Origin of the sequence: Desulfosarcina sp. (genome assembly GCF_041551955.1) — a bacterium.
Lineage (GTDB): Bacteria > Desulfobacterota > Desulfobacteria > Desulfobacterales > Desulfosarcinaceae > Desulfosarcina.
Window position 1 is genome coordinate 1 of sequence record NZ_JBFELV010000096.1, and the last position, 14,090, is coordinate 14,090.

At 54.5% G+C, this 14,090-nt stretch carries 14 protein-coding genes and 1 pseudogene; 7 read left to right on the forward strand and 8 right to left on the reverse strand.

What is annotated here, in order from left to right:
• Window positions 1-77: 77 nt before the first annotated feature.
• Window positions 78-341, forward strand: a complete 264-nt coding sequence (locus ABYV26_RS09585; protein WP_372680429.1) for a hypothetical protein — start codon at window positions 78-80, stop codon at window positions 339-341.
• Between the two features lie 79 nt (window positions 342-420).
• Here the strand turns inward: ABYV26_RS09585 and ABYV26_RS09590 are convergent, their stop codons facing one another.
• The 6 genes from ABYV26_RS09590 to ABYV26_RS09615 all read right to left on the reverse strand — a co-directional run bounded on the left by ABYV26_RS09590 (window position 421) and on the right by ABYV26_RS09615 (window position 7,569).
• Window positions 421-1,434, reverse strand: a complete 1,014-nt coding sequence (locus tag ABYV26_RS09590; protein ID WP_372680431.1) for a hypothetical protein — start codon at window positions 1,432-1,434, stop codon at window positions 421-423.
• Window positions 1,435-1,673: 239 nt separating this feature from the next.
• Entirely contained in the window at window positions 1,674-3,377 is a 1,704-nt protein-coding gene (locus ABYV26_RS09595) for a hypothetical protein (RefSeq protein WP_372680434.1), read from the reverse strand.
• Window positions 3,378-4,017: 640 nt separating this feature from the next.
• A complete protein-coding gene (locus tag ABYV26_RS09600) occupies window positions 4,018-4,218 on the reverse strand; it encodes a hypothetical protein (protein WP_372680436.1) in 201 nt (66 codons plus the stop codon).
• Window positions 4,219-4,730: 512 nt separating this feature from the next.
• Window positions 4,731-5,189, reverse strand: coding sequence for a TerB family tellurite resistance protein (locus ABYV26_RS09605; protein ID WP_372680438.1), 459 nt, complete (start codon window positions 5,187-5,189; stop codon window positions 4,731-4,733).
• An 83-nt stretch (window positions 5,190-5,272) separates the two neighbouring features.
• The gene (locus tag ABYV26_RS09610) at window positions 5,273-6,907 is read right to left on the reverse strand and encodes an ABC-F family ATP-binding cassette domain-containing protein (RefSeq protein ID WP_372680441.1); all 1,635 of its coding nucleotides are present in this window, start codon (window positions 6,905-6,907) and stop codon (window positions 5,273-5,275) included.
• A 236-nt stretch (window positions 6,908-7,143) separates the two neighbouring features.
• A complete protein-coding gene (locus tag ABYV26_RS09615; RefSeq protein WP_372680443.1) occupies window positions 7,144-7,569 on the reverse strand; it encodes a hypothetical protein in 426 nt (141 codons plus the stop codon).
• A 316-nt stretch (window positions 7,570-7,885) separates the two neighbouring features.
• Here ABYV26_RS09615 and ABYV26_RS09620 point away from each other — a divergent pair, with 316 nt between their 5' ends.
• Both ABYV26_RS09620 and ABYV26_RS09625 read left to right on the forward strand, forming a co-directional pair.
• Window positions 7,886-8,236, forward strand: a complete 351-nt coding sequence (locus ABYV26_RS09620) for a helix-turn-helix domain-containing protein (RefSeq protein ID WP_372680445.1) — start codon at window positions 7,886-7,888, stop codon at window positions 8,234-8,236.
• Window positions 8,233-9,537 carry a type II toxin-antitoxin system HipA family toxin gene (locus tag ABYV26_RS09625; protein WP_372680447.1) on the forward strand — a complete coding sequence of 435 codons (1,305 nt, stop codon included), beginning with the start codon at window positions 8,233-8,235 and terminating at the stop codon, window positions 9,535-9,537. Before ABYV26_RS09620 ends, ABYV26_RS09625 begins: the two co-directional genes overlap by 4 nt.
• A gap of 29 nt (window positions 9,538-9,566) precedes the next feature.
• Here the strand turns inward: ABYV26_RS09625 and ABYV26_RS09630 are convergent, their stop codons facing one another.
• Both ABYV26_RS09630 and ABYV26_RS09635 read right to left on the reverse strand, forming a co-directional pair.
• The gene (locus ABYV26_RS09630) at window positions 9,567-10,340 is read right to left on the reverse strand and encodes an amidohydrolase family protein (RefSeq protein WP_372680448.1); all 774 of its coding nucleotides are present in this window, start codon (window positions 10,338-10,340) and stop codon (window positions 9,567-9,569) included.
• A 162-nt stretch (window positions 10,341-10,502) separates the two neighbouring features.
• Window positions 10,503-11,276, reverse strand: a complete 774-nt coding sequence (locus ABYV26_RS09635) for a ParA family protein (protein ID WP_372680456.1) — start codon at window positions 11,274-11,276, stop codon at window positions 10,503-10,505.
• 407 nt (window positions 11,277-11,683) lie between these two features.
• Between ABYV26_RS09635 and ABYV26_RS09640 the strand changes: the two genes are divergently transcribed.
• The 4 genes and pseudogenes from ABYV26_RS09640 to ABYV26_RS09655 all read left to right on the forward strand — a co-directional run.
• Window positions 11,684-12,232, forward strand: coding sequence for a hypothetical protein (locus ABYV26_RS09640; RefSeq protein ID WP_372680450.1), 549 nt, complete (start codon window positions 11,684-11,686; stop codon window positions 12,230-12,232).
• A gap of 162 nt (window positions 12,233-12,394) precedes the next feature.
• On the forward strand, window positions 12,395-12,805 hold the full coding sequence (locus tag ABYV26_RS09645; RefSeq protein ID WP_372680452.1) for a pyridoxamine 5'-phosphate oxidase family protein: 411 nt from the start codon (window positions 12,395-12,397) through the stop codon (window positions 12,803-12,805).
• Between the two features lie 127 nt (window positions 12,806-12,932).
• A complete protein-coding gene (locus ABYV26_RS09650; protein ID WP_372680454.1) occupies window positions 12,933-13,970 on the forward strand; it encodes an NADP-dependent oxidoreductase in 1,038 nt (345 codons plus the stop codon).
• Window positions 13,967-14,090, forward strand: a pseudogene (locus ABYV26_RS09655) (glutamate--tRNA ligase family protein); the annotation flags it as partial. The gene ABYV26_RS09650 and the pseudogene ABYV26_RS09655, both read left to right, overlap by 4 nt.

Sequence of the window (14,090 nt, forward strand, 5' to 3'; positions counted from 1 at the left end):
AAAAGCGCTCGACACGATCCACCCTTTTTCACATCCACCCACACCCCTGTTTTCGATTTTAAAAAGAAGGAACTAGCATGAGAATAGGACTGCTTATCCCGGTCGTCTTGCTCGTGGGCCTGGGCCTTGCCGCCTGCGCCACCAGAGCGCGCAAGCAATGGGTCCACCTTGAGCGAAGCGCCGCGGAAATGACACTGGACAGGTCAACTTGTGAGCTCCAGGCCGAAACCGGCGCCCGCAACATGCTGGGCGCTATCGAGGAGAACAAGAAAGCGAAACTGTTCCGCCAGTGCATGCAGGACCGGGGTTACCGACTGGAAGCGTTGGAAACGCAACCTTGACGGCTTCGTAAAAAAACTTTTTACGGCGAAGGGTTGATGAAGTCGTAAAAAGTCTCATTGTAGATGGATTCGTAAAGGGTTACTTCATCAAAAGATCTCCACCTTCCGGCCCGCTGCCGTCCACCAGCGAACAGGCGGCCAGATCCTGGCCGAAATGCAGGTCCACCCGAAGGGTACCCTTGGGCGCTCCCGGGATCCAGCCGGCCGGAATTCCCGACGGCGCCGTGACCAGCTTGCCGCCGGCAACGACCTTGAGCCGATCACCCGTTTTAAGCCCTGAATCCTTGCCGGCGTTGATATACCAGACCTGCTCCTCACGCGAAAAGGCCCTGCAGAACCAAGGCATTATACCGCTGCGTGTGACCGCCTGATCAAATGCGTTGCGGACTACGGAGTCGGCAAAGCGTGCGCGATCGTCCTCGTTTGTCAGCTGCATGGTTACTTCCAGGGGCGGATAGCGATGCAGGATGCCGGCGTCCACAAGGTTGACGATGGCCATCGCCGGGCCGGGAAAGGTTTCCGGCAGCTGGAACGTTTCAATCAATACCAGCATGCGCACACCGGGATAGACCGCCAACACCCGGGACACTTGGGCCAGATCGTTGGGGTTGAGTTCTTTTTGCTGGGAAAGCGACTCTCCGATTTCCCCGGGAGAGACCGGCACAATGGGAAACCGCGCCGAGGTGGTGTACGCAGCAGTGGTCAACAGGCGTGCACCGTCGTCCTGCACCTGGCGCTGATCGATCAACAGGCCCACCTTGATTTTCATCTGCTGCACGGCGGGGGCCACCGCCGGTGCAGCGGTGATCACCGCCGGAGCAGCCGCCACCTGGCCGCCGGCGGCCTGCTGCTCCAGCTTGGTCACGCGGCTTCCCAAATCAGCCTGCGCCTTCTCGACCTTTTCGCTCCTGGCGGAAATGTCCCCAACATCAATCGACGGCTCCTGCTTTCTTTCCCGGAAATAATCCCCCGATATCAGGAACGGCTGATCCACGGTCATTTGGCGCACTTGTTCATTGGAGTATGGATTATCAGCCGACTTTTCGGTGCTGGTGATGTCAGGCGCACCGGCACATCCGACGATCATCGTCATCGCGGCCCAAAAATAGATCCAACCCCTCTGCCGCGACACTTTCATAAAACCTTTCATAGGTGGTTCTTCCCCGCGTACACGTATTCGAAAATACGAAAACGTAATATTTCACCACCGAGAGCACAGAGAAAGGATTGAAAAATTTATCCTCTGTGAACTCTGTGCTCCCTGTGGTTTAGCTATTATTCATCAAAAGGGGCAATTGAATTTTTGCAATACCGCACTGTGCCTGCGTACGATTAAAAATTAATAATTAACTCTGCCGCCAGCCGGTAGGCCGTATCATCACTTTTGGCCCCGAGCGCCTCGGTGACATCTTCCAGCACGCTACCCGGGAAGAACATGGAGAACTGCCCTTTGAGGTAGGAATGTTTCGAGGTTGCCAGAGTGACCTCGTTATCCCATTCGGTGCCGACATAACCGGAGCTGACCTTGGTTATAAAAGGTTGGCCGGTGGCAAAATTAATCGGCGTCACCAGGTTCTGAACAAAAATATCTTCGTTCCAGCGAAAATAGTTGACGTTGGTTTTGTAAATCAGAAACGGTTTGGGCGCAATCGTAAGCCCCCCGCTGATCATGGTCATCCCCGGGTTGTCGCCGCGGCCGCCGCCGAACCCGGCAAAATTTTGGAGTCCGCCCGTGAAAACCGGTGTCCCGTTGCCGTAGAGTTCAGGGATATAGCCGTAGAGTATGGAGCCGAGGGCAAGGTTAGTATCCCCGATGATGGTGTTCTCACCGCCAAAACGCTGGGAAAACCGCTGGGCATTCACGTTGCCGTTGTAGCCGCCAAGTTCGTCATCGTTGGGATCATCGTCACCCGAGGTGTAGATGATTCCAAGATGGGGCTTGAGGGGAAATCCGGTCAAAATCCCTTTGAGCTCATATGAGATATCAGCCGCCAGGGCATAGGCGTTGATATCGTAGTCTTCCTCTTTGCCCAATGCACCCAGACCGGTATTGTCAGCCGAACCGAACTGGTAGGTCCCCTCGACAAACAGTTCAAAGGCGCCAAAGTTGCCGAGGTAATAGCCGCCGGCATGATGGGAGTCGACTTCCGGGACTTCTCCCGTTGCGATGCCCACAGCGCCCTCGGTCAGGAAAGCGGTAAAGTCATTCACGCCGACATTGCGGATGCGGTCGAAGGTGTAAAAACCCTGGAGTTTTTGGCCGTCAGTGGGGGTCCAGTTGAGGTAACCAGCATATAGATCCCGGTCCGCGTCCTTGGCGTCCTCAAAGTCCGTAGCACTCAGCTGAAAATCGTTTTCCGACAGTTTGAAATAACCCAGGCTGTAGTTGACGGTGTCGGAACCCCCGGTCAACCAGAAACCGGGGTTGTCATCCCCGTAAACCAGTCCGGCGGCTTCGATGACGTCGACATGCCAGATGTCCCAGCCGGCATGCAGGCGTGTATTCAAGGGCAGGGCGTAGGAAATGTGAAGGCGCTCGAGGCCGAAATTGCTGCTGGTCGTATCGCGCCCGCCACGATTGTCGACCGTCTGGGTGTCCAGGGGTGTATCGAACTCCAGGGCCGCGTAAAAGCTCCACTGGCGGTCCTTGGGCATGGCGTTGAAATAAATTTTACTCTCGGTGCGGATGTAGCTGTCTTTGACGGCGCCGCTTTCATTGTTGTGAATCCGGAAAAACTCGCTGCCTAAATTAGGCCCAGTCCCAAAGTTTAGATAACCGTCTGTTTTATCGCTCATGCCGAAATCCCAATCGGATTCCGACGTGGGAATGATCCTCACCGTGGCCCCGAAACTCATCAGGATGTCCTTTTCGGTGCTGACCTGCACGCTGCCGGGGCCGACGATGGTTTCCTTGGTGATGTCGTCGGCCAGTTTGAGTTGTTTTTTCATGTCTTCTTCGGCGGCCGCAGCGATCCCCATAGAGAACACCAGCATGCCGACAGCCAGTAGTGCCACCAACCTGATACCTTTTTTCATTCGTCTTCTCCTCCCCAAAAGTTGACGTTGAATGGTGACAGGGTCGGCCGCTTTCCCGCTCTCTTCCTGGATCCGCCGCCCGAATACTTCATGCTCACCTCCTTATCGGGTCAGATTCCGGCCGCCGCGGCACTGTCGGGAATCGAATTTCCCCGGCAAGCAAAAAACCGACGACCGGTGCGACGAAGAAACAGGGGTCAGAGTTTATCAGTGATAACATGGTTCGCGGAGGGACGGCACTTCCCCAAGATTAGAACATACTGTATTTTCAGTAACAAACATTTACCGGTTACACAAGCGTCAATTGTCTGGGCCTATAGGAGCAACTTGAAGCTGATGATGACCATTTCCGGATTGCACCCATCGACGACTGGACCCTAAATCCCCAGGCAACTCCCATGAAATGCATGCCTGCAGCAGTTGCCGTCCTCAGATCAACGGCACGATCACCCCACCAAAAGTAATCTGGTAGGCAAAAGACTCGTGGCGCTCGGAATAGAACAGAATCGATGTACCGCCATTGGCGGTATGCCGACCATGTTAACCTTAAAGTTGCCTAAACAATATGGGGAAAGATAATGAATTTTTGAGATCAGTATATAGAAGCCACCGGTTAACCCGTAGCCCGCGATATCTTCATTTATTTACTATCGAGTTCTTTTTCTATCGGCAGGCAGACATCCCCTATTTTACGGCCGTGATAGTTCTTGCCACTCAGGCAGCTATGCGCTGTATATCCCCCACCTTCCAGCCTCTGCACCCACCCTACTCTGGCATCGACAAACAACAGTTCGGTGAGTCCCTGCTGGCTATTTAGTATCGCACTCAATTTCGATTTCATCTTCCGCTCTCTTTTTACCTTTTATTGGCAGGCATTCAGCCCCAGCAGGATAAGGCTGGCTGTGATAGCTATGGTCATAAGAAGCATTTTCTGTTTAGATTCGTAGGCTGTTTTCATCTTTATCTCCTTGCCATTGCCCGATGGCTTGGTATTAATGGGGCGCTTGGCTCAACCGATGATATTTGACAGCAATCAGCTTGCCAACTTTCCATTAAACACACGAATCAACATAACCTGCTATAAAAACTACTATAAATTATATTTCCTATCGTATCGGCCTAAGCAAGGATGGTGGAAAAGTGCGGCAAAACTACAAAATAGTGCGTCATACCGCGCAATCGCCGGTGCAGGTGATCGGGTGAAAGGCAATACGCCTTAAGGTCGGTTGGTGGTCGTTGCCTGGGAACGGATGGGCAGGTTGGGTCCAGTGACACCCGGGAATCCGGGCAGGGATGCAAGTCGTGTGTACGCCCTATTCATATGCTGCTGAGACTATGCCGGTCGGGTCGGAATTACTTGCCGTGCAGGACCTTGAGTTTGGCATCGATCAGTTGCTTGTGGGAAAGGCCAAGAAGTTTGGAGAGCTTGTTCATCAGGTAATGTTCGTATTTGTCCATTTTGCCGTCGACATACACAATCTGCCACAAGCGTTCGATCAGTTTTTCTTTTTTGGGGATGCTGTAGCGCTCATTGATGACCCGGGCGAACTGCCACAAATCGACACTCGCTTCCAGCTCACGATCCGCCTCATTGAGCAGGGCGTCGGCATCCTCGCCGGAAAGGCCGTATTTATCGGTCAGTATGGAGATCACCGTCGCCGTTTCCTGTTCCGTGAAGGTTTCATCGATGCGTCCCATCTCCAGAAAAAGCGCGCCAATGGCCACGATCACATCCCGTTCGTCATCCTGGTCGGCAGGGTTCCGGCCGTTGTCGGCGGCGGTGCTGAAAAAGCGCTTGAACAGGTCGATCATCGGTTATCCTCCTGGGTTGAGGGGTATGCCGTTCAATATATGGGCAAAAATTCGACAATCAAGGTTTGACCCTTCGGTCCGGATCAGCAAACCAGGGCGCTTCCCCCGCAGCAGTGCGCATCCCGCTCTTTGGCCACGTCGGGGCTTGCCAGATAGTCGTCGTAGTTCATGACCCGGTCAATGGCGCCATCCAGGGTGAGTTCAACAATACGGTTGGCCACGGTGGAGACGAACTGGTGATCGTGGGAAGCGAAGAGAACCACCTCGGGAAAGGCGATCAGTCCTTCGTTGAGAGCGGTGATGGCCTCCAGGTCCAGGTGGTTGGTGGGCTCGTCCAGCACAAGCACATTGGATCCGCTGAGCATCATGCGCGAAAGCATGCAGCGCACCTTCTCCCCGCCGGAAAGAACACCGGTGTTTTTCATGGCCTCTTCTCCGGAAAAGAGCATGTGGCCGAGGAACCCGCGGGCAAAACTCACCCCCTCTTCCGGCGCGTAGTGCAGCAGCCACTGGACCAGGGACATCTCGGTCTCGAAAAACCGCCTGTTCTCCTTGGGGAAGTAGGAGGTGGTGACGGTCTGGCCCCATCGGAAGCTGCCGGCGTCCGGCGCCATCTCCCCTGCCAGGATCTGAAAGAGGACGGTTTTGGCCAGGCTGTTGTTTCCGACAAAGGCGATCTTGTCCCCGCCGTTCACTACCATGCTGAGGTTGTTGAGGACCTTCTCTCCATCGATGGTTTTGCTGAGGTTGTCGATCTCCAGGATCACGCTCCCGCAGGGGCGTTCCGGCCTGAAGGCGATCCAGGGGTATTTCCGCGACGATACCGGTATATCATCCAGGGTGAGCTTATCCAGGAGTTTTTTCCGGGAGGTGGCCTGCCTGGCCTTGGAGGCGTTGGAGCTGAAACGCTGGATGAACGCGGTCAGCTCTTTGGCCTTTTCAGTGGCTTTCTTGTTTTCGTTCTGCTTCTGTTTCTGGATCAGGCGGCTCGCCTGGCACCAGAAGTCGTAGTTGCCCACGAAAACCCGGATCCGGTCGTAGTCGATGTCGGCAATGTGGGTGCAGACCTGGTTGAGGAAGTGGCGGTCGTGGGATACCACGATCACGGTATTCTCGGAACGCGCCAGGAAATCTTCCAACCAGGCGATGGACTTGTGATCCAGGTGGTTGGTGGGCTCGTCAAGGAGCAGGATATCGGGGTTGCCGAAGAGGGCCTGGGCCAGAAGCACGCGGACCTTGTCCCCCCCTTCCAGTTCTTTCATTTTCAGCTGGCGTGTCTCTTCCGCAATGCCCAGGCCCTTGAGGAGCACCGCCGCCTGGGACTCGGCCTCGTAGCCGTCCATCTCGGCGAACGCCGCCTCCAGTTCACCGGACCGGATGCCGTCCGCTTCGGTGAAATCCGCTTTGGCGTAGATGGCGTTTCGTTCCATCATGATGGCATGGAGGCGGTCGTGCCCCATGATCACCGTGTCGATGATGGTTTTCTCATCGAAGGCGAAATGGTCCTGCTGCAGCACGGCAATGCGCTCGCCGGGCCCTGTGCTCACCGTACCCTTGTCGGGCTCTATCTCCCCGGCAAGGATCTTCAGAAAGGTCGATTTTCCGGTGCCGTTGGCGCCGATCAGGCCGTAGCAGTTGCCGGGAGTGAACTTGATATCGACGTCTTTAAACAAAACGCGCTTGCCGTAGGCGAGCGCGATGTTGGATGCGCTGATCATAATGGGTTCCCCATGGGTTAAACAAAAAAAACCACGGGCCGTTCCAACCCGTGGTTCGTGCGACGCGTGCTTATAGCGCATCGCACCTGAGCCATCAACCCTTTTTTTTGCGTTTCAGGTCTCAGGCTTTTTCATACCGGCCAAAGGCTATAACCGCCCACCGTCAAACTCAGAAAAAGGCAGGCTGCCGGGATTGATCGAATACGAAAGAGACCTGCGCCGGCATGTTGGACGGGTTACTTTTTGGGGAATCCGATGCTGATTTTTTCGGTTCCATCTTTCATTCTGATTTTAACGTTGAGTTCAATGCTGCTGTCGCGAATGCCCAGGGCCAAAGCCGTCTTGCCTTTATCCGTGTCGATGTGCGTCATTTCCCTGAAGGTTTCGAAGATCTTGAGCCCCGCATCATGGCCCGGAGACGGCAGTTCGCCGGTTCTGTATTCGGCAAGGACAGTGACCTTGCCGTCATCCCCGCGATGGATGGATATCTCTTTGGCGTTGTTGTTGACACCGTGCAGCGCTGCCAGGGCAACCCACTTTATTGCGGCGGCGGCGGTGTCGGAATCGTTTTTTAGTTTGGACATCTCCTTGAGTGGATCATTGGTTGCGTAACAATCGCACATCTCCTGCACTTTCTTGTGCATACTGCCTTGATCTTTCATGGCGGGCCTCCTGTTGTTGGACGGTTGACGGGATGACAACACTGATGTGACTTTAATTACCCTTGAAAAATTACCATCTGTTGGCACCTCGTCAACGACAGCAGGACGAAAGAAGTTGCTTCATCGGGTTGCAGGCACGCTAAAGGGCGTCAGATCAAACTCATTTTTTATTCATGCATTATTCGTCATTTTTGACGATATATAGCGTTATATGATTTTTATTCGTCATTTATGACGATTTTAAAAATGAATTGCAATTCGTCATTTTTGACGATATATAGGAATATATGATTCTATTTCGCCAAAAGCGACGACTATGACAGAATTTAAAGAAATGGGAGACAACGCGGTTCTTGAAGAGCTCGGCAGACGCCTGGGGCAACGGCGGATTGCGCTGGGGCTGACCCAGGCGAAACTGGCCCTTGAAGCCGGCGTGTCCAAAAGAACGATAGAACGGATAGAGTCCGGGGCGGTCACGCAAACACGCAACCTCATTCGAATTCTGCGGGTGCTTGACCTCCTGCCGGGTCTCGGCCACTTGGTTCCTGAAGCCGGTCCCAGACCCATGGACCTACTCAAACTTAAAGGAAAAGCACGCAAGCGCGCCGCATCGAACCGTTCGGCAAATCCGTCCGAGGATGACTGGTCCTGGGGTGATGACGCATGAGCACGGTTGCCGAGGTCCGGCTCTGGGGGCGCACGATCGGTGCTGTTGCTCTCGAAGACGGTCGGGAGGCAGCCGTTTTTGAATTTGACCCTGCCTTTGCGAAAAGCGGAATCGAGATCGCGCCGCTGACCATGCCGCTTTCCGATCAAGTTTACACCTTCCCTGAATTATCTCGAAGGACCTTTCAGGGCCTACCGGGACTGCTGGCGGATTCACTGCCCGATAGATTCGGCAATGCGCTCATCGATGCCTGGCTGGCCATCCGCGGACGGGCGCCCGAGTCCTTCAATGCAGTTGAAAGATTATGCTATATCGGCAAACGGGGCATGGGCGCCCTGGAGTTTGAACCGTCCATCGGACCCAAAACACGCAAGACCAGCCGCATTCAGGTTGATCAACTGGTTGCGCTGGCATCGGAAATACTGGCGCACCGCAGCCATCTCAAAGTCTCGTTTTCAGCCAAAAGCAGGGAACGGGCCCTCAAGGATATTCTGCAGGTCGGTACCTCGGCGGGGGGCGCCAGGGCCAAGGCGGTGATTGCCTGGAATCCGTCGACCGATGAGGTGCGCTCCGGTCAGATCACCGCGGAGGAGGGGTTTGAATACTGGCTGCTCAAATTTGATGGGGTTGCGGGCAACCGGGATAAGGAACTGGAGGATCCCAAAGGCTACGGGGTAATCGAATATGCCTACTTCCGGATGGCAACCGACGCCGGCATCACCATGAACCCGTGCCGTCTGTTCGAAGAAAACGACCGGCGGCATTTCATGACCCGGCGCTTTGACCGGCACGACAACGGGGAGAAGATCCATCTGCAATCGCTGTGCGCGCTGGCCCACTACGACTTCAATATGGCCGGTGCCTATTCCTACGAGCAGGCGCTGCGCACCATCAGGCAGCTCGGGCTGCCCATGCTTGCGGTTGAAGAACAGTTTCGCCGGATGGCCTTCAACATCATTGCACGCAACCAGGACGATCATGTGAAAAATATCGCTTTTCTGATGGATAAATCCGGTCGGTGGTCGCTTTCGCCGGCTTTTGACTTGACCTACAGTTTCAATGCGTCCGGCCAATGGACCGCCAGCCACCAGATGACGATGAACGGTAAGCGCGACAACTTTACCAAAGAAGACTTCAAGGCATGCGCCCGTGCGGCGTCGATGAAGCGGGGACGCGCCGAAACCATTGTCAACGAAGTGATGGAAACCGTATCGCGCTGGCGGGACTATGCGGATGAAGCCGGAGTGTTGCCCGCATGGCGTGATCATATCCAGGATACGTTGCGCGTGAAAGGTTTTTAGACCGGATTTTCAGGCCTATCGGCCTGTGGTTAACTTCGGTCGATGCGTGACTGCAGGCGGATGAAATTGCCGCCCAACACCGCAGCCAGTTTCGCCGGATCCAGCTGTAGACTGTGCACTTTCCGCAGTTCCGAATTCGGGTCGCCGAACGGGAAATCCGATCCGAACAGCAACCGCCGATGACCGTAAACGCTTAGATATTCACGAATCTCACTCCGGTCGGCCAGCGCAGTATCCGCCCACACGTTTTCCTGCGCCCACAAACCGGCCTCGGCGATGGATCGAAATCCGCCGTTGAGCATACCCAGGTGAGGAATGATCACCCTGATCCCGTCTGCCAGTTCCCGGATAAACCGCACGGTATGGTCGAATTCCTCCTCCAGAACCACCGGCAGCCCTCTGCGCCGGATCTCGTCCAGGGCGGACCGGCACCGGGGGTCATGGTAGCGGTACACCGGCTCATCGGCATGACGGTGCCACTTGATGCCGCAGTGGGCCGCCGAAAGCTGATCCACAGCAAAGTCATTCCAGATGAAAAAATAGGGATAGACGGTATGTCCAACGGGTTTCAGCGAGAGAAGATAAGCATTGCTCTGCATGCGGCGACGGCGCCAGGCAGGCGTATCCACAAAGCTTGGGTCATAGCGGTCGTAGATCTCCATAACCGGTGAGAAAATGGCCACCCCGCCGATGTCCGTTGCCGCCGCTTGCCGCGCATACACCTCGAATGACTGCGGCGAACTGCGGTCAAGGATGCCGCAGTGGACATGGGCGTCGATTACCGGCAGAGGGGTGTTCATCATGTGTGTCATCATCGTTGATTTATTGTTGTTCCTATACGTTTCACCAATAGCTTGCAGGGAATTCGTCAAATAACGTGCTATGGGGTCCCTGACGCCATTGTCCTTTTTGTATCAGGCACGGGCACATTTTCTTTTTTCCGCTCGGTCTCGGTCGGTGCGCCCTTATTCTTTGATTCTGTTCAACTCATGAAACAGGGCTTGAAATTCTTGGGCAACCTTATGGTTGGGATCAAGGTTGACGAGCGGAGTGGCCTTTTGGTGTGATTCTCTGATTTTAACCGAATGAGAAAGATAGGTGTCGAGAATCGGCAGCCCTTCTTCGATCATCGCAGACACCAGCGCTTTGGGCAGGTTGGCGCGCTGCTGAAAGTGATTGACCACGATGCCTTCCACTTGAAGCCCTGGATTATGGTCTTGCTGCAGTTCATGCACGCGTTCAAGAAGCTGATACAGGGCGCGGCGCGAAAAATCGTCGCAGTCAAAGGGGATCAAGCAGCGATCGGCGGCAATGAGTGCGGATAAAGTGAAAAAATTGAAGGCCGGTGGTGTGTCGATGTAGACCGCATCGTAGCCGTCCAATTGGTCCAGTGCATCTTTGAGTTTACGAATTTTATAGCGCGACTCCAACCGATACATCAACTCACCGAGTTCCGCATGGGAAGGTAAAAGCGCCAGGTCGTCAAAGGGGGTTGATGTAACATATTCTTCTACCCGTTTGGGAAAAAAGCTAAAGCTGAGGGTCTCCTGATAATAATCCACCAGCGTCAACTCGAGTGAGTCAGCTTTTTGGCCCAGCAGATACTGAGAGGAATTCGCCTGGGGGTCCAGATCGACCAGTAATGTTTTCTGTCCGGAAGCGGCGCTCAAGGCCGCTAAATTACATGCAATGGTCGATTTGCCGACACCGCCTTTTTGATTGAAAATTACCCTTCGCATATGCCCATCCTTTAGCTTTATCGTGTGAACATGAGTCCCGCTATGGAAAAACAGACGGGTTGTCAACGGTATGGAACCGATAGCGTTCCGGTGTCGAAAAAGGCCAGTACCGGTGTTTCCCGCAGCGGCTATACCATACCCCCAAAGCCTTGACACAGGCGGGTGGCCGGAACTCACCATCGATTGGCCAAAGTGTTCACCTCCTGTGACCCTTCAGAGATGTAGTTTCGATCAACCGATAAATCAATGCATAAAAAGGTCTGTGCATAATAATTCCGGCGAAGGCTTTTGTTTTGCTCATTTGCTTAATACTGCATTTTCTGATATGCAAAACCGGTTTTTACGAAAATCGGTAACCCCGGGATGTATAGCGGTTGGATTGGGTATAGGGGGATCGACGATCATCGATGATAGACATCAGTCGGATACCCGCCACCGAACCGGTGCGAATCATTATCGGCGCGGGTGATCAGCGCTGGCCCGGTTGGATTGCCACACACAAAGAAACGCTGGATCTGCTGCGGCCTGACGATTGGGAGCTCAGTTTCGGCATCCGCCTGGTGGATGCATTGTTATGCGAGCATGTGTGGGAGCACCTGACCGAAGCCGAAGGACGGTCTGCTGCCAGATTGTGCTACCGGTGGCTCCAACCGGGCGGATATCTGCGTTGCGCAGTTCCGGATGCCAATTTCCCGGATACCTCCTATCAGCGCATTGCCCGAATCGGCGGGCCGGGTCCAAAAGGCCACCCTGCCGCGGATCATAAAATCGTTTATGACTATCGACGCTTGGTGGATGTCTTCGTTCAGGCGGGTTTTTCCGTTGACCTGTTGGAGTATTGCGACGAACAGGGCGGTTTCATTACCACCAGTGGTCGGTGGACCAGGGTCCCATCTACCGGTCGCTGCGCCTGGACCATCGCAACCAAGGTGACAAATTGGCATTCGTATCCCTGATCATCGATGCCAGAAAGCCAGGCTGACAGACGTTGGACCATCCGGCTCCGGATGTGGTAGAACCGCTCCCGATCCGGCATCCGGGGCCCATGGCCAAGAAATAAATAGGCATGCAAATTCTCGCCAAGTCCCTCAACCCGTTTTTCAAAGGAGGCGCTAAAAATGGCCCAAATGACCCACCGAATGCAGGAATTGTTCAACACGGTCCGCACCGCGATACTTTCCACCGCCACCGCAGATGGAACGCCAAACGCCGTGCCGGTCGGCGCCAAGAAAATCATCGACAGCGAAACCATTCTCATCTCCGACCAGTTCTTCAACAAAACCCTGGCCAACATGCAAGCCAATCCCCAGGTGGCGGTAACCTTCTGGGAAGGTCATGAAGGCTATCAAATCAAAGGCAACGTCACCATCGAAACCAGCGGCCAGCGATACGAAGAAACGGCCCGATGGATCCAGGAATTGAGCGAGAAGGCAGGTTTTCCCCTCAAGTCCAAAGGAGCGGTCATCCTTCACATTAAAGAGATTTTCGGCGTCTCGCCCGGACCGGGAGCCGGCAAGCAACTGGCATGATATCCATTCGCAACCAGTGGATAAAATCCACATTGACAAAACAGAAAATCATTCGCAACCTGTATTGTCCTCCATGATCTCCTGGCAACGGTAATGGCGCGCTGAAACAAGGGAAAGGGAACCACCCATGCCTCAAGGTAAAAAACACAATCGCCGCATCGTATTGGCACAGCGTCCGCAAGGCGCGCCGGCACCCGAAAACTTCCGTCTGGAGAAAGCGCCCGTGCCTGAACCGGCTGAAGGCCAGGTGCTGCTGCGCACCGAGTATCTCTCCCTCGACCCCTACATGCGGGGCAGAATGAGCGATGCGCCATCTTATGCGCAGCCGGTCAAGGTTGGCGAAGTGATGGTGGGTGGCACGGTTTGCCGAGTGGAAGCATCCCGGCATCCTGATTACAGGAAGGGAGAGTGGGTCCTTGCCTACAGTGGCTGGCAGGACTATGCGCTATCCGATGGCACCGGCCTGACTCGATTAGGGCAACACCCCCAACATGCCTCTTATGCATTGGGCATATTGGGCATGCCGGGGTTTACTGCCTACATGGGGCTGTTGGATATCGGCCGTCCCAAACAGGGAGAGACCTTGGTTGTCGCTGCGGCCACCGGGCCGGTGGGTGCGACGGTAGGTCAGATCGGAAAATTGAAAGGCTGTCGGGTTGTCGGCGTAGCCGGCGGCAGCGAAAAGTGCAGCTACGCAAAAGAGGTCCTCGGTTTTGATGCCTGCCTGGATCACAAAGCCGCGGATTTTGCCCAACAACTTGGCCGGGCCTGCGGCAAGGGGATTGACATCTATTTCGAGAGCGTAGGCGGCAAGGTCTTTGATGCGGCCCTACCGCTGCTCAATACAAAAGCCAGAATTCCGGTGTGCGGGCTTATTTCTCATTACAATGCGACGCAGCTTCCCGATGGACCGGATCGCCTGTCCCTTCTCATGCGTACCATTTTAGTCAAACGGTTAAAAGTTCAGGGATTTATTATTTTTGACGATTACGGCCACCGCTACGAGGAATTTGCCAAAGACATGTCTGGCTGGCTGAGTGCAGGTCTGATAAAATACCGTGAACATTTGGTCGAGGGGTTGGATAATGCTCCGAATGCGTTTATCGGCATGTTAGTCGGCCAAAACTTTGGGAAATTAGTCGTCCGGGTGAATGATGAACACTGATCAAAAAAGGAAAAGCCTATGTATGCAGCCTGCCGCCTGACCAGATCAAAGAATACCGGGGGACATTGACAGAACCGGGAAAAGACAGCCCGTTCAGAAATCGTTCCATAGAAGAGAATC

Coding starts and splice junctions, on each gene's coding strand:
- ABYV26_RS09625 (WP_372680447.1), top strand. CDS start 8,233: ATGAGCACGGTTGCCGAGGTCCGGCTCTGGGGGCGCACGATCGGTGCT.
- ABYV26_RS09615 (WP_372680443.1), bottom strand. CDS start 7,569: ATGAAAGATCAAGGCAGTATGCACAAGAAAGTGCAGGAGATGTGCGAT.
- ABYV26_RS09600 (WP_372680436.1), bottom strand. CDS start 4,218: ATGAAATCGAAATTGAGTGCGATACTAAATAGCCAGCAGGGACTCACC.
- ABYV26_RS09620 (WP_372680445.1), top strand. CDS start 7,886: ATGACAGAATTTAAAGAAATGGGAGACAACGCGGTTCTTGAAGAGCTC.
- ABYV26_RS09595 (WP_372680434.1), bottom strand. CDS start 3,377: ATGAAAAAAGGTATCAGGTTGGTGGCACTACTGGCTGTCGGCATGCTG.
- ABYV26_RS09635 (WP_372680456.1), bottom strand. CDS start 11,276: ATGCGAAGGGTAATTTTCAATCAAAAAGGCGGTGTCGGCAAATCGACC.
- ABYV26_RS09645 (WP_372680452.1), top strand. CDS start 12,395: ATGGCCCAAATGACCCACCGAATGCAGGAATTGTTCAACACGGTCCGC.
- ABYV26_RS09640 (WP_372680450.1), top strand. CDS start 11,684: ATGATAGACATCAGTCGGATACCCGCCACCGAACCGGTGCGAATCATT.
- ABYV26_RS09610 (WP_372680441.1), bottom strand. CDS start 6,907: ATGATCAGCGCATCCAACATCGCGCTCGCCTACGGCAAGCGCGTTTTG.
- ABYV26_RS09590 (WP_372680431.1), bottom strand. CDS start 1,434: ATGACGATGATCGTCGGATGTGCCGGTGCGCCTGACATCACCAGCACC.
- ABYV26_RS09650 (WP_372680454.1), top strand. CDS start 12,933: ATGCCTCAAGGTAAAAAACACAATCGCCGCATCGTATTGGCACAGCGT.
- ABYV26_RS09630 (WP_372680448.1), bottom strand. CDS start 10,340: ATGATGAACACCCCTCTGCCGGTAATCGACGCCCATGTCCACTGCGGC.
- ABYV26_RS09605 (WP_372680438.1), bottom strand. CDS start 5,189: ATGATCGACCTGTTCAAGCGCTTTTTCAGCACCGCCGCCGACAACGGC.
- ABYV26_RS09585 (WP_372680429.1), top strand. CDS start 78: ATGAGAATAGGACTGCTTATCCCGGTCGTCTTGCTCGTGGGCCTGGGC.